21 protein-coding genes, 2 pseudogenes and 1 CRISPR repeat array are annotated in these 24,690 nt (G+C 36.4%); of the genes and pseudogenes, 11 read left to right on the forward strand and 12 right to left on the reverse strand.

What is annotated here, in order from left to right; all coding sequences use genetic code 11:
• The first annotated feature begins 364 nt into the window (after positions 1–364).
• The 7 genes and pseudogenes from IEV17_RS02590 to IEV17_RS02620 form a co-directional block, all read left to right on the forward strand.
• The gene (locus IEV17_RS02590) at positions 365–583 is read left to right on the forward strand and encodes a hypothetical protein (protein ID WP_004662981.1); all 219 of its coding nucleotides are present in this window, start codon (positions 365–367) and stop codon (positions 581–583) included.
• 175 nt (positions 584–758) lie between these two features.
• Positions 759–1,925 carry a hypothetical protein gene (locus tag IEV17_RS02595; protein ID WP_004662982.1) on the forward strand — a complete coding sequence of 389 codons (1,167 nt, stop codon included), beginning with the start codon at positions 759–761 and terminating at the stop codon, positions 1,923–1,925.
• On the forward strand, positions 1,922–2,806 hold the full coding sequence (gene csy2 / locus IEV17_RS02600) for a type I-F CRISPR-associated protein Csy2 (protein WP_004662983.1): 885 nt from the start codon (positions 1,922–1,924) through the stop codon (positions 2,804–2,806). The genes IEV17_RS02595 and csy2 overlap by 4 nt, the downstream gene beginning before the upstream one ends.
• A gap of 28 nt (positions 2,807–2,834) precedes the next feature.
• Positions 2,835–3,896, forward strand: a complete 1,062-nt coding sequence (gene csy3, locus IEV17_RS02605) for a type I-F CRISPR-associated protein Csy3 (protein WP_004662984.1) — start codon at positions 2,835–2,837, stop codon at positions 3,894–3,896.
• 2 nt (positions 3,897–3,898) lie between these two features.
• Positions 3,899–4,507 carry a type I-F CRISPR-associated endoribonuclease Cas6/Csy4 gene (locus tag IEV17_RS02610; RefSeq protein ID WP_004662985.1) on the forward strand — a complete coding sequence of 203 codons (609 nt, stop codon included), beginning with the start codon at positions 3,899–3,901 and terminating at the stop codon, positions 4,505–4,507.
• An 11-nt stretch (positions 4,508–4,518) separates the two neighbouring features.
• Positions 4,519–5,472, forward strand: a complete 954-nt coding sequence (cas1f, locus tag IEV17_RS02615; protein WP_004662986.1) for a type I-F CRISPR-associated endonuclease Cas1f — start codon at positions 4,519–4,521, stop codon at positions 5,470–5,472.
• 97 nt (positions 5,473–5,569) lie between these two features.
• A CRISPR array of direct repeats spans positions 5,570–10,097; the repeat unit is 28 nt; unit sequence GTTCATCATCGTGTAGATGATTTAGAAA.
• Positions 10,098–10,115: 18 nt separating this feature from the next.
• A pseudogene (locus IEV17_RS02620) lies at positions 10,116–10,771 on the forward strand (Fic family protein); the annotation flags it as partial.
• A 109-nt stretch (positions 10,772–10,880) separates the two neighbouring features.
• On the opposite strand, the pseudogene IEV17_RS02625 reads toward IEV17_RS02620, so the two are convergent.
• The 9 genes and pseudogenes from IEV17_RS02625 to IEV17_RS17115 all read right to left on the reverse strand — a co-directional run bounded on the left by IEV17_RS02625 (position 10,881) and on the right by IEV17_RS17115 (position 17,275).
• Positions 10,881–11,092, reverse strand: a pseudogene (locus IEV17_RS02625) (hypothetical protein).
• Positions 11,093–11,156: 64 nt separating this feature from the next.
• On the reverse strand, positions 11,157–13,193 hold the full coding sequence (locus IEV17_RS02630) for a GmrSD restriction endonuclease domain-containing protein (RefSeq protein WP_004663000.1): 2,037 nt from the start codon (positions 13,191–13,193) through the stop codon (positions 11,157–11,159).
• Positions 13,183–14,613, reverse strand: a complete 1,431-nt coding sequence (locus IEV17_RS02635; RefSeq protein ID WP_004663002.1) for a DUF262 domain-containing protein — start codon at positions 14,611–14,613, stop codon at positions 13,183–13,185. The genes IEV17_RS02630 and IEV17_RS02635 overlap by 11 nt, the downstream gene beginning before the upstream one ends.
• Positions 14,614–14,655: 42 nt before the next feature.
• The gene (locus IEV17_RS02640; protein WP_004663003.1) at positions 14,656–14,868 is read right to left on the reverse strand and encodes a DNA translocase FtsK; all 213 of its coding nucleotides are present in this window, start codon (positions 14,866–14,868) and stop codon (positions 14,656–14,658) included.
• A gap of 22 nt (positions 14,869–14,890) precedes the next feature.
• The gene (locus tag IEV17_RS02645) at positions 14,891–15,652 is read right to left on the reverse strand and encodes a PP2C family protein-serine/threonine phosphatase (RefSeq protein ID WP_004663005.1); all 762 of its coding nucleotides are present in this window, start codon (positions 15,650–15,652) and stop codon (positions 14,891–14,893) included.
• Between the two features lie 170 nt (positions 15,653–15,822).
• Positions 15,823–16,059 (reverse strand): hypothetical protein, encoded by a 237-nt coding sequence (locus IEV17_RS17350; RefSeq protein ID WP_498034070.1) that lies wholly within the window; start codon positions 16,057–16,059, stop codon positions 15,823–15,825.
• Between the two features lie 15 nt (positions 16,060–16,074).
• Entirely contained in the window at positions 16,075–16,206 is a 132-nt protein-coding gene (locus IEV17_RS17260; RefSeq protein WP_264822532.1) for a hypothetical protein, read from the reverse strand.
• Positions 16,207–16,317: 111 nt separating this feature from the next.
• Positions 16,318–16,518, reverse strand: a complete 201-nt coding sequence (locus IEV17_RS17110) for a tyrosine-type recombinase/integrase (protein ID WP_227554446.1) — start codon at positions 16,516–16,518, stop codon at positions 16,318–16,320.
• 592 nt (positions 16,519–17,110) lie between these two features.
• A complete protein-coding gene (locus IEV17_RS17115; protein ID WP_227554447.1) occupies positions 17,111–17,275 on the reverse strand; it encodes a hypothetical protein in 165 nt (54 codons plus the stop codon).
• Between the two features lie 177 nt (positions 17,276–17,452).
• Between IEV17_RS17115 and mutS the strand changes: the two genes are divergently transcribed.
• The 4 genes from mutS (at position 17,453) to IEV17_RS02670 (ending at position 22,376) form a co-directional block, all read left to right on the forward strand.
• Positions 17,453–20,110, forward strand: coding sequence for a DNA mismatch repair protein MutS (mutS, locus tag IEV17_RS02655; RefSeq protein ID WP_004663006.1), 2,658 nt, complete (start codon positions 17,453–17,455; stop codon positions 20,108–20,110).
• Between the two features lie 279 nt (positions 20,111–20,389).
• Positions 20,390–20,719, forward strand: a complete 330-nt coding sequence (fdxA, locus tag IEV17_RS02660; RefSeq protein WP_004663008.1) for a ferredoxin FdxA — start codon at positions 20,390–20,392, stop codon at positions 20,717–20,719.
• 136 nt (positions 20,720–20,855) lie between these two features.
• Positions 20,856–21,569 carry a D-Ala-D-Ala carboxypeptidase family metallohydrolase gene (locus IEV17_RS02665; protein WP_004663009.1) on the forward strand — a complete coding sequence of 238 codons (714 nt, stop codon included), beginning with the start codon at positions 20,856–20,858 and terminating at the stop codon, positions 21,567–21,569.
• Positions 21,570–21,707: 138 nt separating this feature from the next.
• The gene (locus IEV17_RS02670; protein WP_004663011.1) at positions 21,708–22,376 is read left to right on the forward strand and encodes an O-methyltransferase; all 669 of its coding nucleotides are present in this window, start codon (positions 21,708–21,710) and stop codon (positions 22,374–22,376) included.
• A gap of 119 nt (positions 22,377–22,495) precedes the next feature.
• Here the strand turns inward: IEV17_RS02670 and IEV17_RS02675 are convergent, their stop codons facing one another.
• The 3 genes from IEV17_RS02675 to IEV17_RS02685 all read right to left on the reverse strand — a co-directional run bounded on the left by IEV17_RS02675 (position 22,496) and on the right by IEV17_RS02685 (position 24,662).
• Positions 22,496–23,338 (reverse strand): universal stress protein, encoded by an 843-nt coding sequence (locus IEV17_RS02675; protein ID WP_004663013.1) that lies wholly within the window; start codon positions 23,336–23,338, stop codon positions 22,496–22,498.
• Between the two features lie 114 nt (positions 23,339–23,452).
• Positions 23,453–24,070: an acyltransferase gene (locus IEV17_RS02680; protein WP_004663015.1), complete on the reverse strand. Its 618-nt coding sequence runs from the start codon at positions 24,068–24,070 to the stop codon at positions 23,453–23,455.
• A complete protein-coding gene (locus IEV17_RS02685; protein ID WP_004663017.1) occupies positions 24,060–24,662 on the reverse strand; it encodes an IMPACT family protein in 603 nt (200 codons plus the stop codon). Before IEV17_RS02685 ends, IEV17_RS02680 begins: the two co-directional genes overlap by 11 nt.
• Positions 24,663–24,690 lie beyond the last annotated feature (28 nt).

Here is a 24,690-nt window from a genome sequence, read left to right on the forward strand (position 1 = left end):
TTGAGAAATTAATGCTTATGCTTAATTTGAATGTAACTTTTACCATCGCTTAGATGGTTTCTAAAAAAATACCCTTAATACTTATAATTATGTTGAAGTTATATATATCAAAAACACTTATAATAATAAAAACAGCTATTGCTATTTCAGAGAAATGCTGATAATTTCATATTTAATGGACATAAAAAAAGCAGATACTTAGCCGTCGAAAACTTCATATCTGCCCTGTCCATTTCCAAAGCTCTATAACTTAAAGAAGGACTATCCAAATGATAGCACAACATTTCACACTTTTGTCTCATCCAGCTATACAGCAAGACATAGATCTATCTTCAATCAGTACTATTTGTGAGGAGTAAAACCTATGTCTAAATTCATTATCAATAAAAATGTTCAAGCAAATGGCGATTATGAAGTTCACAACCTAACAACAGGTTGCTCATTCATGCCATATCCTCAAAATAGAGTAGATCTAGGTGAACATTTGAATTGCTTTAGTGCCGTTTTAGCAGCAAAACGTAGATGGCCTAACGCTCGAATCAACGGATGTTATTACTGCTGTAATGCATGTCATACCAGCTAGAACTCTATTTAAAGCCGACATTTATGAATAATGTCGGCTTTACTTAAATTAATTAGCAGTAAACATAATAGTCAAAATACTTGGCGACAATTTATGACGCCAAGTATTTCTTCAACACTTTCATTTTTCAAATAATGTGTTAAAAATTGGTTAGATAACAAAAACGGGGAAGATAATGCCTGAACCACAAACTGATATTTTTATAAATGCCTTAGAAGAATCAGTGCACTTTAGTTTTAAAACAATCAATTCGAACGTCGAAAAGGGCGGTATCCGTTTAAGTAAGCGACAAGCAATTGATTTACCTTATCTTAGTGCTCGAACCTTATTAAATGAAGACTTCCTGATTCCCACTGACTATCAGGCAAATGCAGGTAAAACGGCTTCTATTTTTAAAGTTGTTAAAGCTGCCATGATTAATGATGATCTCAGTTCAGAAGAAGCTGTGTTTCAACATCAGGTAGAACAGCTCAAGCCATCCATTTCATCTGTTTTTAATGAGCCGTATCAAGCAGGTACAGAAAACATTGATATACGTATGCGCCAGCTTTTAATTCCCAAAAATGGTGAATATGTTTCAGTAAGCCCACTTACTGCTGCTGGTGTAAATTATCTTGTGAACCAGGAAGTTGATACTGTAAATGAATTACGCAAAGAAAAAGACAGCGAGTTTAACCGTATTCAAACGGCTGTTTTTGGCATAGGCGGAGCCAACCCACAAAATGTCGGAAGCCTCGTTCGTTCAATGCAACGCCCTATTACAGTGGATGCTCCTCAAGCAAGTGAAAAAGTACGCCAAGCTTTAGCGATTTTCTATAACGGATTTACGATACGACTATCCCGCAAGATAACACTGCTTCATGGAACTAAACGAGCAAAAGAAGCAATTAAAGAGTGGTCAGAAATTTTAAATCGCCAACTTATTATCACCGCGACCAATACCATTCAAAATTGGCATGACCTCGAGATTTTCGCTCCTTCAACCAATCGGGATGTTCGAGATCAGGAAGTTATTTTCCTGAATATCCTTGCTAAAGATGTATTAAGACAGGCGACTTTTCAAAAAAATATTTTAGAAGAAGCTGAATCAATTTTACCAAGTATGGAAGAAATTGAGCGTCCTTCTTTTTGGATTCATCCGAGCCTTTCATTTGTTTTACAGGGTTTGATTGATCCAGAGCTAAGAGATGATCACTGGAGAATAAAGTTCTCAGATTATCTGGCTAGAAAAATCACCAATGAAACCTTTGATATCGAAATCAACAATGAAACTGTATCAATTAGCCTAGATAGCAATGCTGAAGGTTATATCGCCCGCCGCTTACGGGAGATTATTCGATGAGTCGTTATGTCGTTATTCCTCGCATTCGTGTGCAAAATGCAAATATGCAAACCAATGGCTTCTTATTAGGTGGTGTACCTTTGTTTGCAGCCAATATGTTTGCACATCATTTAGCAAGACAATTAGGCACTCAAGAACAAGGCATTATTTATATTCATCATGACCAACAGCGTTTAGGTGGGCAAGCCTATGGCCGCTTTACGCCTGCTCAACGTCGTGGTGCCGTGTTTATTGGTAAAAAGGACTATTCTTCTAAAAATAAATATGCGTTGTCTTTACAACCAACTGCATCTTGTCATTTAGAGTTTAGCCTTGTGATTAAATTTTCTAGCTCTCGGATTAGTCCAGAAAAACTAACAAACATACTGAAACGTAGCCGTTTTGCTGGCGGACAAATTATCGAGTTTTTAGACATTACCACCCATGCTGAAAATGAATTAGAAGCAGCCCTAAAGAAAATCAAAACCGGCTTTGCCATTTTAGATCGACAAGATTTGCTTATTGAGTATCAGCAACGGAAACAAATTAATCGAGTTCAGGCCTTTACCCAACTGTTGGCATTAAAAGCAGATGCGCTTAGAGCTTTCTTTAATGATCAAAATTTAAGTTGGATATCGGCAACTAATTTGGGGTATGCCCTACTTGAGCCACTCACCGACCAACGAGCTGGTATTCGCCAAGCACAAGATCAGGAAACAACGGCACATGCCTATGCAGAATCACTTACCGGCATTGTTCAGTATTTTTCTTTAGGCGAGATTCTAAGGAAAAATACTGAGGCTGAAGATGACACTTGGCATAACTTGCAAAAATTATTGTGGACCTACCACTGGCCACAAGACGACATTTTTCTTTTAAAACAAAATTGCGTTAATGCATAAATCATTTTTGAACATAAGGAATTTTCACATGACAATTTTTAAGAAATTACCGGGTAGCCTTTCTTTACAACGCGGCACAGTGGTAAGTGATGGCGCATTTTTTAATTTATTTGAAGATGGCAAACAAGAGCCTTTACATGTGATGTATCACGGTATTCGAGGAACTCAAAATGTCGCAGGTAATAAAGAAAAAGGGGCTGCAACAGGCAATTCTCTTGCTCGTGAAGTCACTAATATCCAGCTTACTGAATCTGCAAAATTACAACCTAAAGCCAAACTTTTGGTGAAATGGGACTTCCGTTTTATTGATCTAAACTATGTACTGTTTGCAAGTGCTTCTAAAGCGGGTGCTGACAAAAGCGAAGAATATAATTTCCGCCAAGCTTTCTTAAATTTTGTAAATCGCGCCAAAGAAAGCGATGGACTAAAAGAAGTTGTACGTCGTTATGTACGTAATATCGTGAATGGTCGCTGGTTATGGCGTAACCGCATTGTCGCTGAAAGCATTACCATTCAAGTGACTGCTCAGGACCACCCTGAAACATTGAGTTTTGATGCCCTTTCCTACAACCTCAAGAGTTTTGATCAACCGTCTGAACAAGAACAAAAACTAGCAGATATTTTGTTAAAAGGAATTACTGGCGAATCAACAAGTGCTGCCTTGCATATCGAAGCAATTGTTGACTTTGGCATGGGTGGTGTAGAAGTTTTTCCATCTCAAAATTACCTAGAAGAGAAGCCAAAAGGCTTCTCTCGATCTTTATATCAATTAACGCCGAAAAGGCCAGACCACAAAGCAAATGATAACCAATATCTAGGACAAGCTGCTTTACGTGATCAAAAAATTGGAAATGCGCTAAGAACAATTGATACGTGGTATCCACTGTTTAAAGAAAACGATGAAAAACCAATTGCAGTAGAACCTAACGGTGCAAACCTAGAAGGACAGATCTTCTATCGTGTAGGTAAAGACAAAGTTTCTGCATTCGATATTTTAAAAGAAATTGATGAACTTGATCCAAATAGCGATAAAGGCATGTTCTTGATAGCCTGTTTAATTCGTGGTGGCGTGTACTCTGAGGGCGAATAATCATGGATGCCAATTATTATCTGGATATCCGTGTTCTTGAATCATCAGACGATACGGATTTAAAACTAGGTCATATTCGTAATCAAATTTACACCGTCATTCATGGTGCATTTCGAAAACTACCTGCGCATTACGCTCTTGCGTTGGAAATATCCGATAAATTGAAAGCGAAGCAGGAACAGTTTGAGAAAAAACATGGTCGTTCAGCTAAACCTAACTTTGATATTTTGCGAATTTTTGCAGAAAAACAGGATGAGTTAGATGAGTTAATCGAAGCAATTAAAGGACACTGGAAAATTCGCGACTATACCGTTTTAGGTGCCGCAATTCCTGTTCCTACTGCCAAAATTTCTGGTTGGAAAAGTTATCGAAAGTTTCGTATTCCAACCCAGAAAGCTGAACGCACAAAGCTTTCTCATCAAAATGAACCTTTAAGAGATAGACGCTTAAAAACTGCCAAAGGAATGCCCTTCTTTCAGGTGGTCAGCAGTACAGGTCATGGTTTTACAGTGATTATTGATGTTCAAGAAAGTGAAGATGCGGGATACGGGTTACCAGATAGTTATGGACTTGCCCGTAAGGAAAGCCCTTTTGCCCTACCCGTTTTTTAAGGAAATATAATATGAGTCAACTCCGTCAAGAACGCAGCCGACCACTTATGCTTTCAAAGCGTGCGTGCGTATTTTATCTCGAAAGAGTTCGTGTCGTTTTAAAAGATGATCGGATTGTTTACTTGACGGAGAACTCTCAACCTGTGGAATATTTCTACAATATTCCAGAGAAAAATACAGCCTTTTTACTACTTGGCAAAGGCAGTTCTTTAACAGATGCGGCTGCCAGACGTTTAGCCGAATCTAATGTCATGGTTGGGTTTTGCGGTTCTGGCGGCTCCCCTTTATTTTCATCATTAGACTTAACATTTTTAGCCCCCCAAAGTGAATATCGCCCCACTGAATATATGCAAATCTGGATGAAAGCATGGTTAGATGATGACGCACGCTTACTCATGGCGAAAATTTTATTACTTGAACGTATTGCTCTCGTATCACAAGCATGGAAAAAGAATTTTGATTTGATTCAATCTGGTATTTATATTGATGAAAATGCTTTAAACACATTCAAACAAGATATTGACCGTTCCGAAAATCAACAAGAATTACTTGCTGCCGAAGGCCGTTGGGCCAAAGCGTTATATAAACAACTTGCTAAAGGTTTTGGCCTTGAGTTTACGCGTGATGAAGGAAAAAACTCTCACGACACTATTGCTGATATCGCCAACAGCTACCTCGATCATGGTAATTATATTGCCTATGGCTATGCAGCAGTGGCTTTAAATGGCATGGGAATTAGCTTTGCTCTCCCTATTTTGCATGGTAAAACACGTCGTGGAGGTCTAGTCTTTGACCTAGCTGATCTCGTGAAAGATGCTTTTGTGATGCCACTGGCTTTTATATGTGCCGCAAAAGGATTGAATCAAAAAGAATTCCGAACGCAGCTTATAGAAATCTGCCAAGATCAAGATCTTTTGGATTACATGTTTAGCTTCATTACGGACATATGCAGTAAAATCAAATAAAATCATAAAATTAAGATTTATACCTCATAACGAAGTATTTTCACTCATTAAAAACTTATATAATTGATTTTAAGAGTTTTGTTTTAACTTAACTCTAGTTCATCATCGTGTAGATGATTTAGAAAATTTCAGTGATCAAGAAAGATTTTCCTTGATCGTTCATCATCGTGTAGATGATTTAGAAAAAACTCATCACGGATTTTCGCTACGCTGGCATGTTCATCATCGTGTAGATGATTTAGAAAACAAACATTGGCTCGCCCATCTTCAGGACAAAGTTCATCATCGTGTAGATGATTTAGAAAAATATTTCAAGAGCCAAAGCCCATGCTTGTTGGTTCATCATCGTGTAGATGATTTAGAAAACTTTGGATTGTTGGTGTTGGTAGGTCATATAGTTCATCATCGTGTAGATGATTTAGAAATTGAGCGAATCGGCAACCATTACAGGGCGACTGTTCATCATCGTGTAGATGATTTAGAAACTTTGCGTCTACCATAGACACGCCAAGCGTATGTTCATCATCGTGTAGATGATTTAGAAAACTGGATTGCGTGTAATCTGCAATATTATTAAGTTCATCATCGTGTAGATGATTTAGAAATATCAATACCCAAATAATATACTATCAATATAGTTCATCATCGTGTAGATGATTTAGAAAGCAAAAGCTGCCCAAACCACAAGGAGCAACGTGTTCATCATCGTGTAGATGATTTAGAAATTTCATCATTTGAACGACAGCTTGGGCAGGATGTTCATCATCGTGTAGATGATTTAGAAATGAGAATAAAAGCAGAGCAGTCGCTCAAATATGTTCATCATCGTGTAGATGATTTAGAAAAGTTGGCGCTGAGTGTTATTCATGGTCACTTGGTTCATCATCGTGTAGATGATTTAGAAAACGTTTAAAGGCGCATTTGATTCTTCAAGCACGTTCATCATCGTGTAGATGATTTAGAAAGTAAGAAGCTTGCCAACATATCGCTCGTTTATGTTCATCATCGTGTAGATGATTTAGAAAATTAATGCAGGATTTAAACTAAATGAAGATGTGTTCATCATCGTGTAGATGATTTAGAAACAGCGTTTATGAGTGTCGAGCAAATCAGAAAGGTTCATCATCGTGTAGATGATTTAGAAACCTCATTGTGATGTTTGCGCTGTGCTAAGGCGGTTCATCATCGTGTAGATGATTTAGAAAGATTAGCGGCGGAAAGGACTCGCAAGCATGTTGTTCATCATCGTGTAGATGATTTAGAAACAGAATACAGCAGACTATTTCGCTCTGTTAATGTTCATCATCGTGTAGATGATTTAGAAAGTGTTGAAAAGATCATTACGACCTATCAAAAGGTTCATCATCGTGTAGATGATTTAGAAACAGCACATACACAATTTTATTTTAGTGTTGTTGTTCATCATCGTGTAGATGATTTAGAAAATTAATGACTGGGCTTGGCGAAGTGCTATAGCGTTCATCATCGTGTAGATGATTTAGAAAACCCATTCTTTTTCCCGACATAGATCAATATTGTTCATCATCGTGTAGATGATTTAGAAATTACTAATCCACGCTTCTCCAACTGACGAATAGTTCATCATCGTGTAGATGATTTAGAAAAGTGGATTTTTTTTTGTCAATGATGCGAAGATGTTCATCATCGTGTAGATGATTTAGAAATCAATATCAGTCGGAAATTTCAATGTTTATGCGTTCATCATCGTGTAGATGATTTAGAAATCAATATCAGTCGGAAATTTCAATGTTTATGCGTTCATCATCGTGTAGATGATTTAGAAAAAAAATCTGCACCCGCCCAACGATCAGCCCGTGTTCATCATCGTGTAGATGATTTAGAAAAAGTCACTGTACGCTCAGTCGGTGCGGCAACTGTTCATCATCGTGTAGATGATTTAGAAAATGAACTGCTTTCTTTACAACATCCAAGAAAAGTTCATCATCGTGTAGATGATTTAGAAATGGTCAGACATGGCGTAATTAGGTGCATCGACGTTCATCATCGTGTAGATGATTTAGAAATGACTTGCGAGGCGAGTTTGTGCGCGGTTGGGGTTCATCATCGTGTAGATGATTTAGAAATCTCTCATTGAATTTGCAGGGGACATCAACGCGTTCATCATCGTGTAGATGATTTAGAAAACGACCAACACCAAGCAAGTTTTTAAGACCATGTTCATCATCGTGTAGATGATTTAGAAATAAAGCAGCTCCAATATCAAGTGGTAATTTATGTTCATCATCGTGTAGATGATTTAGAAACTAATGTAGTTTGGTCGCCAAATGTTCCATTAGTTCATCATCGTGTAGATGATTTAGAAAATTTCCATACAATTTGGGTGCTATGGCAACAGGTTCATCATCGTGTAGATGATTTAGAAATTCCGAAAATAGAGGCATAAGGTTTGTTAAGTGTTCATCATCGTGTAGATGATTTAGAAAAGAATCATCAGAAACAACTCCACGACCAACACGTTCATCATCGTGTAGATGATTTAGAAAATTAATTGACGCCCCGCTTCGTAAGTGCAACTGTTCATCATCGTGTAGATGATTTAGAAATCCTGCCTGGCCCGCTTGGATGTGGGCTAACCGTTCATCATCGTGTAGATGATTTAGAAAGAATGGACGTGTTAAATGATAATGCTCACCGAGTTCATCATCGTGTAGATGATTTAGAAAAGTTGTCACTCAAACAAATTTAGATGCTTATCGTTCATCATCGTGTAGATGATTTAGAAACAATCTGAATTTGCATAAGCAGCATCTTCTGCGTTCATCATCGTGTAGATGATTTAGAAACCTAGCAAAGCTGTTATATTCATGCTTTAATCGTTCATCATCGTGTAGATGATTTAGAAACATCATTCCAGAGCTTACAAACGAGCAGATCGGTTCATCATCGTGTAGATGATTTAGAAAATTCCTATTAGTTTAAAGAAAGCATTAAAAATGTTCATCATCGTGTAGATGATTTAGAAATTCTTGGCAATTCCATAACGGCGTGATTCAACGTTCATCATCGTGTAGATGATTTAGAAACATGTTAAAGACAGCTTTAAACACAATGACGAGTTCATCATCGTGTAGATGATTTAGAAAATTATTACAATTATCCTAAGTTATTGATTTTTGTTCATCATCGTGTAGATGATTTAGAAAAAGCGGGCGCTGCAAATCCTGTTCAGTGGTCAGTTCATCATCGTGTAGATGATTTAGAAAATCCATCCGTACGTAAAGATCTATAGAAATCCGTTCATCATCGTGTAGATGATTTAGAAATGTTCAGTGGTCATTCAAGAACATCGCTAACAGTTCATCATCGTGTAGATGATTTAGAAATTGATCATCTGAAATACAAACCTCACCTTTTTGTTCATCATCGTGTAGATGATTTAGAAATTTCCACATTATGCAGCCAGAAATTTGCTGTTGTTCATCATCGTGTAGATGATTTAGAAATCAATTGCGGGTCAAGTTCTTTTTTCACTAGGGTTCATCATCGTGTAGATGATTTAGAAAAGCTAGATAAGATTCAAAAGCAAGCAGACAAAGTTCATCATCGTGTAGATGATTTAGAAAGCTAACAAGGCAAGAAACTACACATACCGTTTGTTCATCATCGTGTAGATGATTTAGAAAGATAAGAAAACCTGCTCTTTTTAAACCCCAAGGTTCATCATCGTGTAGATGATTTAGAAATCTGTAAACAAGTCATACAAGACGCTGATCGCGTTCATCATCGTGTAGATGATTTAGAAAACCACCTGAAAAAGTCGTCTTTTCAAGAAATGGTTCATCATCGTGTAGATGATTTAGAAATCAAGAGGTTTCAGGATCTCGCTGTTTTAAAAGTTCATCATCGTGTAGATGATTTAGAAAGTTTTCGTTGTACAAATAATCCCACTGGAGAGGTTCATCATCGTGTAGATGATTTAGAAATATTTGATCGTTCGTTAATTCAGGAATGAGGGGTTCATCATCGTGTAGATGATTTAGAAATGGTCTGAAAGCCTTTATTTACGGGCATGGACGTTCATCATCGTGTAGATGATTTAGAAAATACTTTCAACTAGGCGCTTGAGGTCATTAAGGTTCATCATCGTGTAGATGATTTAGAAACCGACCTTAAACATGCTCACCTCATAAAGAGGGTTCATCATCGTGTAGATGATTTAGAAAAGCAATTACACTAAAACTCATTGACATCGTGGGTTCATCATCGTGTAGATGATTTAGAAAATTTCAGCTATTCCCTTTGGCCATCCATCTGTGTTCATCATCGTGTAGATGATTTAGAAAAACAGCAATCCCTCCCACTGTTGCTGTCAACCGTTCATCATCGTGTAGATGATTTAGAAATTGCATAGCAAGAGTAGATACCTTGTCAAACTGTTCATCATCGTGTAGATGATTTAGAAATTAACACGCTGAATAACTTGCTGTAATGCCAAGTTCATCATCGTGTAGATGATTTAGAAACTAAAGCCTACGGCAAATTTGAAGAAGTCAAAGTTCATCATCGTGTAGATGATTTAGAAATGAATTGCAGCACTATTAACATTAAAAAATTCGTTCATCATCGTGTAGATGATTTAGAAAGTAATATTATGAAAAAACCGACTAGATTACCCTACTGTGCATTTTGAAGCTCCACCACGAGATGGTTTAGAGCAACGTTTAGATGAATTTATCCAGTGGTTTAATACCAGCAGAACCAATACCCTGCTTGATCCACTGATTCGGGCTGGAATAACTCACCTGGTTTTTTTGACACCCCACCCTTTTGATGATTGTAATAGACGTATTACACTTACACTGACTGACTTAGCTTTAGCTCAAATGGATCAACAAAGTATTCGTCTATATGCGATGTCACCTGTCATTTTAAATAAGCGTAAAAGCTATTATGAGATTCTTGAAGCAACTCAAAAAGGTGGTTCTGATATTACAGCTTGGTTGCTTTGGTTTTTACAAGCATTCAATGACAGCCTTGAACAGACATTAAAGCGTATTGAAAGGACACTTTTAAAAAGTACATTTTGGCAGATTTTTTCGGAATTGGATTTGCATGAAGGACAGCGCAAGGTTTTAAATAGGCTGCTTGATGGTGGGGAAAATGGATTTGAGCATGGGATCAGTGCCTCACAATATAAGAAAGTAGCTAAGGTGAGCCGAGCCACTGCTACTCGCCATCTTACTGATTTATTGAAAAAAACTGACTCATAAGACTTGAAGGTGGTGGAAGGAATCCAAGGTATCAGATTAGAAAATAAAAAATTAAGGCTATAGTAGATTAACATTATGTTGGCCTAGTACAGCCCCTAAAAATATCTGAATATCACATCCCTCTCGATCGCCCCCTCCGCCTGTTTCAAAATTTCATCATGAACAGCGATTACAAATGTCGAATTGATGGTACTCATTTATATAAGCTAACTCTTGAATTTCTTTCTTATGTTGTTGAATGACACGCTTTGCACTATGCATTACAACACGCTTTGTTGCCTCGTTGTCATCAAAAGGAATTGATAATAGTTGACCAGCCATCGCTGAACGTGGCTTTCTATTTTCAAATCACTTAAACGTTTAGTCATAGTCCTCTTCCTATCAGGTGTTTCTATATACATTCATTTTAAGATTGAATAGACTAACCGACACTCATTTCACAAAGTCTTGGTAAGCTGACTCAAACAAAGCGAACATCGCTTGCTCGTGCTTTTCAATCTGGGTTGTGCTCCAGTCACCTTCTTTTTCAAGCAATTGAATCATCAAGTACAATTTAAGTGTATCAATTTTACCCTTCCTTATCTCAGGCATAAAATACTCACATTTTGTACTTGGAGAGCGATTACCTATGCTTGAATTCTTACTTGAACTAATCAGGCATAAGTTACCAAAACGATGTAAAGTTTCATCATCTAATTTAGCACGCTCTCCCTCTATCTGTTGTGCATAGAAATGTTCGACTGAACTGCGCTGTGTAAATTTAAATTTTTTGATTACATCATATCGATCATCTAAATTACGTTTTTCTGCATTACAATAAATCAAGAAATCCAAATAGTTAAAGACAAAATTATTTTCAATATTGCCAAAGCTTATTTTTCGCTTGAATTGATTGATTTTTAAATCATCGATTGCAGGAGTGCCATAAATCAAATCAAAATAATCAATCTGTTTTTCATTTAGATACCGCTGAAAAATAAATTTTCTCGCTAAATGTTGTAATGCATTAAAATAGTCAGACACAGATTTATCTTTATTTTGATAAAGCCAATACAGTGCACCATTTAACCAATATTTATAAGACAAGGTGGGAGTAGCTGTATGAAATGCTGTCATCAATAATAGAACTCTTTGAGCAATATCAGTATTATTTCCCTCAAAAGTATACACATACGAACTATTTCTTTCATATAATTTAAGCCGCTTTATACTCCAATCATCATGATCCGTAGAATAATCCCGCTTAACAATGTATTGATCAAATAGAAATTTAGACTTAAGCAGGATAAACATAAAGCTTTTTACATTCTCTATTGCTTCTTTATCCTCTTGAATTCCTAGATTCTTGAGAAGGATATGTTCTTCAAACTGATCAATCAGTTGCTTGTCATCCAATGCCACTTTTTGATTACGGTTCGTTTGACTTAGCCAAATTTGTAAAACGTGTAATAAGAAATTCGGAAAATTGATAATACTATTGAATCGTTCAGGCCTTTCTTCTTTTGTATCTTTATTTTTAATACGCTCAGGCACTTTTTTTAACATTTCAGAAATAGATTGAAAATTGCTTTTCGAACTTGTTTGTTCTTGTGATTCTACATTTTTACTAAAAATTTTAAGTAAACTAGAAGCGCTTTCAGGAACAAAATCTCCCCAATCCTTTCCAAAAATCACATCACGCTGTGTTGTTGAAAAACCATATTGAACGTAACGCTCCATATTGGCAGTCGCGTTCCAAATACTCGTAAATAGTGTCATGCATGATGTTCTATCACCCACATCTTCAATTTTATGCAGTACGCTTAGCAATTTCGCTTTTAAAATTTCATGTTTTTCTAATTGTTCACCACGACTATTCATCACCTCAAAATAATGATTGAGATTGGTATCCTTTGGGACTGCAACTTGTGTGATGACTACATTTTCAAATAAATATTTGCAGAAAATACTCAAATCACCTTGTTTGATGATTTTTTGAATTGATCGTTGTAGCAACTCAAACCCCTGAACTAAATCCGCGTTATATTCGGATGATTTTAAATGTTGTAGATGATTACCTCTAAGTAAAGCCTGAAAGGTTAAAGAAGACTTTGGTCGACTTTCAAAATCAAGATTGAATTGATTAAACCAAGACATATCAAGAACAATTTTTTCTTCTTGGGATAATCGTTTCAGGCAAATCGCTAACAAGGTTAAAGTGGTAAATCGTTGCTGACCATCGATAATTTCATAGGTGCCATTGCTACGCTCAAAAACAACCAATGTTCCAATATAATATTTTTTATTTCCATGAGTCTGCCCTTGATTTATCTGATCAGGTTGCTTCTGATAATCTTGAATATCCAAAATTAACTGATCAATTTCTTTCTCTCCCCAAGCATAATTACGCTGATACATCGGGATAATATAAGTCTGTTTATTCTCGAACAGGGCTTGAATCTTAAGCGCTTGGATTGACTCATTTTTCATTATGATATTCCTGTTTGAGATAATTTAGTTCTTTAAATAATGTGATCAAAGGCTCAACTTTCGTGCCTTCCTGTTTATCGACTATGGGGAGCGACCATCCCATTAACTCACTGGGTGATTGAGCATACTTCAATAAACTGAATATATTCTTTTCTAGGACATAATTATCTATCGTTGCCAATTGCACCGAATATTGACTAATCCGACAGTGATATGCCCAAATAAATATCTTTTCAATCGCTTCAGATAACCGATCTGTAGCAAATTTATCGATATAAAAAATCAATGCAGAATCAAACAAGGTTCGCACATAACGATCTCCATCCCTATTTCTTGCATAATATGAATTCAATATTTTGATAATTCTATTTGCTCGATCCTGTAGTGTCACACCAAATATAGAGACCTTCTCAGACTGTTCTTGATGATCCACCACTTTACTGATTTTTTTTTCATAGTGCTCAACCATTTCAAAAAATCGACGACCGTTAATGATCATTTGATCAAGTTGAAATGGGAAACTCATTTCTTGTCGATCTATTTGCCGTTGATATTGTGCGTTATAGTCATCAATAAAATAATGCGCTATGCGTAATGGTTCTAAATATGGATGTTGGTCTGCTTGTCCAAGATGAATACCTTTAAAAAGATGCACATGATCTTTATTGTAATATCTTGCGGACTTCCCTCTTGACCAAAGACGAATACGGAATAGATAGTTCGAAAATAACTTTGCCAAGTGATCCGAGTCTAAACTTTCCCAATGAGCAACAGTTTGAGCTTTTAAATGTTGTTCCTGTGCAGAAAATTCTCGTAAATGATAGGCTTTTAAAAGATCATGCGGTTCTAAATCACGACCACGGGCATTCTGAGAATCAAAAAACTGAAATGCCTCTGAAACATCATCTAAAATAAAAACTGCAAACTCACAGTGATTGAGTAAAAAATCAATATCTTGTTCCGAAAATTGTAGTGAGACGATCCGTTTAGCTGCATTAAAATTCTGATAAATATTGTAATGGCTAATATCACTATTAAATTTTTGCTTGGTCATAAAAGCATTAATTTGCTCCGATATTTCATTTAACTCTTTTTTTAGAGCCTCTCGCTTTAAATCTAATTTTTGCTCCTGAATAGCTGCCCAAACGAGTAGCATTAAAGTCAAAGTTCGTTGTTGCCCATCCACAATATCTATATTTTTATTTTGATCATTGGGATTGCTATGCAATACGATCGTACCTAATCGATATGCAGATTTATCTTTATGTTCTTGTATATCATTAACGAGGGTATTTAAATTTTTTTCTGTCCATTTGTAAGGACGCTGGTAATCAGGAATACTCAGTTGTTCTAAACTTAATAGTAATTCTTGTACCGACCAAATCCCTGTTTTAAGTTGATCAACATGATGCTGAGCCATAAAAATTATCCTGAAATTAAATTTTTTTAATTGTTAAAGTTGTTATTTCATACTTCGATGCAATTTATAGCCATATCCATAATCCAGAACAAGAGTTTTTGTAGATTCACAAATATTTTCTTCAATTAACTGATTAAGTAGTTGTTCTGCCTGAGTATGTCCAATTAAAAATTTACGTTGTAAACTCGATACCGAAACGACACCCACTCCCTCTGTGAATAATTTGGCACATTCAAAAAGATCATGTGATTGCATAATTCCCCCTATTCTCAATGAATTAAATTTTTGCTCGTACTAAGACCATGCTGACATTGTCATACGCCTGCTTTGAATCTAATGACGCTTTCATATTGAGCAACCACGCTCGAAGCTCCATATCTACTTTTAAAGCAGGCCATTCCCTACACTCCATCACATCATGTACACCATCCGTACAGACCAACAAGACATCATTTTCAGTTAAGTATTCTTCTGTTGTTGTAAAATCCATCACTTCATGCAATGGATCAGCACAAAAATATTGTAATAATGCATCATAAATACTGGCATAGTTTTCCCCAGCTTTTACTTCGCCACTTTCTCTTAACTGCTCAAGATAATTATGGTCACTTGTCAGGCAGTGCCACTTTTGATCATGCTGACTAAACAAATAAACTCGGCTATCGCCAAGATGTTGAATGGTCACAAAACCTTGTTTGGAATGATTATGAATGAGCGCAAGTGTTGAACTAGCTCCAAAACTATTTTTTTGATTTGCCAATTGATCAACAAGAAACTGCTGAACAGTCGATGCTTGATATTGTCCCACCTCTCTATTTTGCGTTAAAGCTTTTAAGACCGTATAGGCTGCTCGCTCAGCTGCTGGACTATTGCTAATCCCATCCGCTACAGCAACACACCACTTTTCTTGCTCAGTATGGCAATATCGTTTACTGCTTAACCCATCATGTTGAATAACTTTATTTTCAATCAATATGGCATCTTGTTGATGCTTTGATCTTGCCTTCCATGTCAAACCTTGTATTTCAAAAGCACTCATCACACAGATCTTACGCTTGGAAATTATTTTATTTTTACCAAACTTAAAAGATATAATCAAGATTTAAATTTAAATAAATTATTGTTTTATAAAACTTTTTTAATATAAAAATTACTTTACGCTTTTAAAGCTTTGTTCATGTCTACCACTCTAATGAAAGATGTAACAAATTAATTTCTACCTTCCTTTAATAAACGTAAGGGGAATCCACCCTCTTTGAAAATCGGGCCTAAGTAATTATTGGACCTACTATATTTAATAATCGGGCGTTTCCAAAACCTCAGCCCCTTGATTACAACTTCATTTCTGGTGTTTGCTGATAAATCTCTAATATCTAAGGCAGTTAAAATCGGATCCCATGTCCATTTTGCAGTATATTCACGTCTAAACCACTCGACAGCGTACAGTGTAAATAACTTAGCTCATTCATCGCCTAATCTAGATAAACCTGTTCTCAATGTTCGACGTAAATCATGTGGATTCCAATCATCTATATCTGTTAACCAAAGTTGTTCAGGACAAAAATTCGCCTGAGCTTTATCTGTTTTTTTCATTTGCCACTTTACTTCTGTCAGAGACTTTTGCTGTACAGGCAACCCTGTTCGAGACGAAGCAAACAAATACTTCTGATCTAATTGATATAAACCCCGTAAAAAACTGACACACTACCTTGATAATTGAACAAAACGCTTACTACCATTTTTAGTAGCTTTTAAATGCCAAGTACCTTTTTCCAAATCAATACCCTTCCACTCTGCCGAACATATTTCACCTGTTCGTGCTCCTGTCCAAAGTGCAATCATCAATATACTTTTATGATGTTTAGACGAACCTGATTCTGACAACCGAGAAAGTAGTTGTTTCAATTCAGAATCTGAAAAGCACTCAGGTACGCTTATACGAACTAAGTTTCATGCGCGTTTGTTTTAAACTAGATTTAGCCAATAAAATAGGATTAGCAAAAATTTTCTGAAAATTAATCTAAACCAATAGCATAATCTTAAGTAGCGATTAATTCTGACAGATCTCTTCCAGCTCGAACTTGCACACCACGATCAACAATACTTTTAAGAAGTTCCACAATATCTTTTCTTACAATAGTATCTACCTTTCTATCTACTAATTTTGCAATGATATCAACATATAAAGTTCTTCTTGTTTCCTACTGCTATGCTTTTTAATTACGACAACCCTCTATTTTTTTAAAAAACCAGTTCACTAGTCAACAATTACTCTACTCTCAATAATTTCTATCAAGTAACAATCAATTAAATCTTTTTAAAGTTGATTTTTTAGACTAAAAATGCATCTTTTTGTTTGCTTATCATTTTCTTCTTTTAAGATACAGGACAAATTCTCTGAGATATTAGTAATTTTAAGCGCTGTAATTCCACACGTGCCTCAGCCAAAGTCATATTTGGATAATTTCCTAAAATGATTTTTTTTAAAGAATTATCTTTACTTTAGGGCTTCTATATCTATAGAGAAAACTTTTAAACCCCATTTCCCACAAAAAATTCTCAAGCCACAATATTCATCAATGTCGCTTTTATCACCATCATAAAATATCTTTCTGTTGTTTAATGCCACACTCATTAGAGCAATCATTTTTTCTGAGTCCATTTTTCTTTATTCAAACTACGACCCTAGATTTAAAATAAGATCTCACACACTATTGGCTCAATTTCGGGATATAAAAAGTATACTTTTTCTTAGAGGAGATCCTGTTGACTCCCTATCGGTTAGAGAATTAGACTTTCTACAATTTAATTTATTCAAAAATTTAAGGACTTAATACGCATGAACAGCGCTGAAATCATGGCTGACTTATCTTCTCATACACCTATGATGCAGCAATATCTCAAAGTCAAAACAGACTATCAACATGCATTGCTGTTCTATCGTATGGGTGACTTTTATGAGCTATTCTTTGAAGATGCACATTTAGCAGCCAAACTACTAGGCATTACGCTGACTCATCGCGGTAAAGCAAGTGGGCAACCGATTCCAATGGCTGGTGTGCCTTATCATTCAGCTGAAGGCTACCTTGCTCGCTTAGTTAAATCTGGTCGCACAGTTGCAATTTGTGAGCAAGTTGGGGAAGTCACAGGAAAAGGCCCCGTTGAGCGTAAAGTAGTTCGTATTCTAACACCAGGTACTTTGACTGATGATGCATTACTTAGCAGTTATCAGTCTTCAAATCTGGTTGCTTTATGTATTCAACAAAATCAAATTGGATTTGCATTACTTGATTTGAGCGCAGGTATTTTTAAAGTTCAACAACAAGTCTATAAGCCAGAACAATTGGCGATTGAGCTAGCTCGTTTAATGCCTAGCGAGATTCTAATTGATGAAGATCTTATTGATCAAAATATTATTGAACAAATTAAAAAGAATTTAGATTGCCCAATTACTAAACGTCCAAATGTTGATTTTAATTTAAATAATGCACAAAAAACCTTGTGTGACCAGTTCTCAGTTTCAACTTTATCAGGATTTGGTCTAGATCCACTCCCTTTGGCAAAAGCCGCAGCCGCAGCGTTAATTCATTATGCCAAAGAAACACAAAAAACGGCTTTACCACATATTCGTTCTATTCAAATTGAGCAAAGTACTGACTTTATTGCACTTGATCCAATTACACGTCGTAATTTAGAAATTATTGATCCGTTATTTGAACATGGCACATCTTTATTCCAACTGATTAATGACTGCCAAACCGCAATGGGTGGTCGTTTATTAAGTCGAACGCTTATGCAACCGATTCGTGATACCGCCATATTAGATGCTCGCTTAGATGCCTCAGAGCAATTATTAAAAGGGTTTCATGAGTCTCCTGCGCGTTTAGTATTAAAAGAGATTGGAGATATTGAACGAGTACTGAGTCGTGTTGCTTTAGGCAGTGCACGTCCACGTGATTTAGTTCAACTGCGTCAAGCATGTGCACAAATTCCATTTTTACGGCATGCTTTAGCACCTGTACTAAAAAACCAACAATCTAAATTATTAAATCAACTAGATAATCAATTAGGTGATTTCAAAAGTCTGCATCAACATTTAATGGCGGCAATTGTTGAAAATCCGCCAGTATTATTACGCGATGGTAATGTGATTGCTGAAGGTTATGATGATGAATTGGATGAATTACGTAAAATTCGCGATCATGCAGGGCAATTTTTAATTGATTTAGAAATTAAAGAACGCCAACGTACAGGAATCAATACACTTAAAATTGGTTATAACCGTGTCAGTGGTTACTATATTGAGTTGACTCGTAGCCAAGCAGAGCAAGCACCAGCGGATTATATACGTCGTCAAACACTCAAAAATGCGGAACGTTATATCACGCCTGAACTAAAAAGCTTTGAAGATAAAGTCCTTTCAAGTGAATCACGCGCGCTTGCCCGTGAAAAGCTTTTGTTTGAATCCTTATTAGATGAGCTTCGCCAGAATATTGCTCAATTACAAATGATGAGCGCAGCAATTGCACATATTGATGTACTGGCAAATTTTGCACATCAAGCTAGATTAAATAATTGGACAAGACCTGAATTTACGGCTGAAACCAGCATCAAAATTCAAGCTGGTCGTCATCCAGTTGTTGAAGCTTTAAATAAAGCACCATTTACACCAAATGATACGACTCTAGACCCACAACACCGTATGGCCATTATTACGGGGCCAAATATGGGGGGTAAATCGACATTTATGCGTCAGACTGCATTGATCAGTTTACTTGCTTACTGTGGTAGTTTCGTTCCTGCAAAATCGGCAAAACTGGGTTCAATTGATCGTATTTTTACCCGTATCGGTTCTGCGGATGATTTGTCGACAGGTAAATCTACTTTTATGGTGGAAATGACTGAAACCTCACAGATTTTACATCATGCTACAAGTCAATCTTTAGTTTTGATGGATGAAGTTGGTCGTGGTACGAGTACTTATGATGGCCTCTCTTTAGCTTGGGCATGTGTACTTGATTTGACGAAGCGTGTGAAATGTCTATGTTTATTTGCAACACACTACTTTGAGTTAACCGAACTTGGTGGTGAAGTTGGTATTGATAATTATCATGTGACAGCACAAGAACTGAATGGCAATTTAATTTTATTGCACAAGGTACAACATGGCCCTGCAAGTCAAAGCCACGGTTTACAAGTTGCAAAACTGGCGGGAATTCCAGCTAGCGTCATTAAAGAGGCGCAAAAGCGCTTAAAGATTCTTGAAAAGCAACAACATCATCATTTGCAAAATACAGTTCAAAATGATTTATTCAGTTCACTTGAGCATGAAATTGAAACTCAAGTTGTTGAGAAAATTGTTGAAGTGGAAGCTCAATCCCCTGCTCTTGAATTGTTAGATAAAATTGATGTGGATGATCTAACACCACGTCAGGCACTGGAGCAACTTTATCAACTCAAAGCCTTGTTCAAATCTAGCCAAGCACTCGAAAATTAGGATTAAATCATCAGCTTTGGCCCTAGGTCAGAGCTGATTTCTCTAGATGTAAGATCGCAATTATATTTGTGCGCTCATTTTGCATCATATATATAATGTAAGAAGAAATTCGACAATTCATTAGGTTATTGAGACTTATTATCAATAAAAGTCATATAAATAAGTCCATTTCATTGATACGAATAATAAATATCAATAAAAGGAATTGTTTCTATCGGTATTTTTTGCCTAAAATACGCTATGCAAAATGAAAACCATATTTTTTAGGTAGCTGCCGCCATGACCTTTGTTGTCACAGAAAACTGTATTAAATGTAAATATCAAGACTGTGTTGAAGTTTGCCCTGTAGATTGCTTCTATGAAGGTCCAAACTTCCTTGTCATCAATCCAGATGAATGTATTGACTGTGCATTGTGTGAACCTGAATGTCCAGCAAATGCGATTTTCTCTGAAGATGAGCTACCTGAAGGTCAAGAAGCGTTTATTGAGCTGAATGCTGAACTCTCTGAAAAATGGGCAGGTAATAACATCACTCAAATTGGTGAACAACCTGCCGATCGTGAAGAATGGAATGGCAAGCCAAATAAATTGCAATATTTAGAAAAATAATCATAGAAAAGACCAGTATTAACTGGTCTTTTTTTATACTCGAATCACACATTTCTTTGCAATTGCACCATTATTTGTGCGTTATTTTGCATTAAAATAATACATCTATCACTTATAGATTGTGAACTGCTTTTTTATGATGCGAAATAAATTACAGGGTCTCTTATCATTTTGTATCATCCCTGTGATGATGGTCGGTTGTGTCAGTTCAGCCACTAAAGTGAATCAAAATCAAGGTAAAAGAATTTACATCCCTCAAGAACAAGTTACTTTTACTCGCCCAATTCCAAATAAAGTTGAACCGAACTCTTATCGCCAATGGCTCAATCAAGGTGAAAATTACGCGCGCGTCCGCGAATACGAGCAGTTTTTAAATCGTAATAATGTTGCACATATTATTCCAAGTTTTGAATTATTACGTACCGCTAGAGATTGGCAAAAATGTGGTCGCTCAGAATATATGGTGCCAAATCGTGAGCTATGGAATAATTCACTTTCAACCTTACGCGTCTTTAAATATTTAATTGCTGCTAAGATTTTAACTGATTTCGAAGTAACTTCTGTTTACCGCGATCTACCTTTAAATCAATGTGCAGGTGGTGCGGGTTCTTCTAAGCATTTGTTCAATTCAGCAATCGACTTCCGTATCGGGCCTGAAGTTCCGCAACCGCAAGACTATGCATATATTGAACAGACCAAATTTAAACTGTGCCAATTTTGGATGCAGCATGGGCAGAGTTTAAATCTTGGAATCGGCTTGTACAGTTCTGGTCAAATTCATATTGATACTCAAGGTTATCGAACTTGGGGACCTGACCTCACCCGCAATAGTTCAATGTGTAACTTCTAATAAACAATAATTTAAATCGATAAGAGATCTAAACGGTCTCTTTTTTATTTCAATGGTAGTGATTAATTCAGTAATCAAATTGCACTCTAAGCATAAATGTTTAAAATGCAGCTAACAGATTCATAGGTAAACTTGATTATGCAACAGATGTGGACCGACATTGATGACTATATCAATTCACATTTAATTCCCACAGACCCAAGGCTTCAACATGCATTAGACAACACCGATACTCAGGGGTTTTCTAATCATTTGGCTGTTGCGCCTAATCAAGGCATGTTTTTGCAAATGTTGATTCAGATGAACCAATGCAAACGGGTACTGGAACTAGGAACTTTTGGTGCCTACAGTACTATTTGGCTTGCAAAAGCATTACCTGAAGATGGCTATCTACTCACGGTAGAAGGTCGAGATACTCACGTCATTATTGCTCAGGAAAATATTGATTTTGCCAATATGCCAACCAATATCGAGCTCAAGAAAGGTCGTGGTGCAGATATTATGAAGCAACTCATTGCTGAAGGCAGTGAACCCTTTGATCTAATTTTTATTGATGCCGATAAACAAAGTTATCGTGAATATTTTGAATTAAGTTTAAAGCTTTCTCACTCAGGTACGATTATTGTACTTGATAACGTCATTCGTGCAGGTGCAATCTTAGATGAGAATAATAAGAAGCCTAGTATTGAAGGCATTCGTGAAGCATTCTCAGCATTAAAAGATCATCCTCAACTACTCTCTTGCACAGCTTTACAAACAGTAGGATCTAAAGGGCATGATGGTTTTGCAATTGCGATCGTGAAATAAAGATCAAAAAACAATCTAAAAAAATTAGTTGTTTAATATCAATAAATTATATTTATCCACAGTGCTTTTCCATATAGTTATCCACAATAATTGCGGATAACTATATAGAAGAAAATGAATCACTTAGCTACAAGCAAAGGAACATTGGCATTACGGAAGATGGTTGTGGTAATACTGCCTAAGAAAAATTGATGAATTTTACTATGGCTAAAAGCACCTAAAACAATCAGTTGAATATCATGTTCTCGTTGATATTCAAGAATATTTTGTGCAACATCCCCATAGCGATAAATTGGTATAACATCTAAACCCGCATCTTTTAAATATTTTTCTGGCTCTGCCAGCATTTCTGGATGATCACCGACATAAAGCAAATGACATTGTAATTTTTTCAATAAATCACTTTGTGCTATACGTTGCAGCATTTTTTGACAGGTAGGTGAATACTCATAAGCGAAAATAAAACGTTTCGGTGGTTCAAAATGCTCTCCCACTGTAATCACTGTACAATTCGCGCCGCGTATGAAGTTTTCAACATTGCTACCAATCGGCTTATTCTTTTCTGCTGCTCGTTCACCCACACGGCCAATAATTACTACATCATTTTCTTTCAGAATATTAAAACTCTGTTCAAGAAAGTCTCCCTTTTCTTGAATCTTGGTACTGATTAAACCGTATTGTTTCTCTATAAGTTCTGAAATATGCTTGAGTAAATTATTACTATAATCGAGTGCAAGCTCGCTTTGCTTTTGCTCTAACTCAGCTAATTCTTTGAGTAACATCGCATTACTTTCAAAACCAATTACGCCACTAATTTCACCTAAATGATAACTTGCGGGATAATAGTCCAGAATTTGCAACAGTACTAATTCTCTTTGAGTTTGCTTAGCAACCCAAACTGCCGCTTCAGCAACAGCATCAATACAGGGTGAAGAATCGATACATGCAATGACACGGTTCATTTTCGCCTCTCTTTAGGTATATACCTTAGGTCTTCTACTTATTTTTAACTTATCACAGATCAAAGTATGGTGGGTTAAATTTATGTATAGAATCTCATGAGCTTTTAATTGATTTTATTCAGTACGATAACGAATCAATCTAGCTGGATTACCTGCCACAATTGCAAAATCTTCTATATTTTTAGTGACCATACTATTCATCCCCACAACCGCATGATGTCCGATTTTCACTCCATCTTTTATTCCAACATGAGCACCTAGCCATACATCTCGCCCAATCTCAATTCCTTTGGAGGTAACAGCTTGTTGGTATATGGGTCGGTCTAAATCCATTCCATGATCAAATGCATATAAATGACTATAAGCTGCTATTCGAACCTGATCATGTAACTTAATCCCTGCTCGACCACCGTCTAAAATACAATGATGATTAATCGCGACTTCGTTACCAATCTCTAAAGGTCCATGTAAAGTACAATCAGCTGCAATGAAGGTATTATCTCCTATGCTGATCTTGCGACCAGGCTCAGCAAAAATATGTGCTAAAGGTGAAATGAAACAATTTTTACCGATTTCTATAGTTTCCATTTCCATCAAATACGCTTGATATTCAGCCTGCCATACATCTGCCCACTCTCGATGTTTAGGCTTAAGTGACCAGTACAACCAAGGCATATAATTCAAACGATGCTTGTGCTGTTCTCGATATTTTAATAAAGGATCAGTTGTCATGCTCTTGTTCCTCAGTCACTTTCAGTGATTCACGCCCACGTGTCACATCTTGAAGCTTGTTTCTTAAAGGTTCAATTTGATGTACTTGTAATCGTGCTTCAATAACAACACCCGTTTCAATATAGCTCTCTTGATATTCAATCTGTTGTTGAATTAATTCATATTGGATAATTGCCCATTCATTAAATAGACAAGCAAAACGAATCTGTTTTTTCTCAATCAATTCGATTTTTTCAGCAAGCAATAAACACTGACCTGCACATCCACCATACGCCCTGACCAGACCACCTGTACCGAGCTTAACCCCACCATACCAACGATTGACTAATACGATGATATTGGTTAAATCATTGCCTTCAATGGTGGCAAGAATGGGGCGACCTGCGGTGCCGGAAGGTTCGCCATCATCATTAAACCGAACATGATGCCCAATTTTCCATGCCCAGCATTGATGTGTAGTTGAAATATCTTTGGTGTGTTCTAGAAAATTTTTAACTTGCTGCTCATTCTCAACAACTGCGGCAATCGCTTGGAAACGACTTTTTTTAATGTCTTCTTCAAAAGTAACTGTATTTGCGATAGTGAAAGGCATAAAACATAAATACAAACTAAAAAGAGAT

Source organism: Acinetobacter modestus, assembly GCF_014636095.1.
Taxonomy (GTDB): domain Bacteria; phylum Pseudomonadota; class Gammaproteobacteria; order Pseudomonadales; family Moraxellaceae; genus Acinetobacter; species Acinetobacter modestus.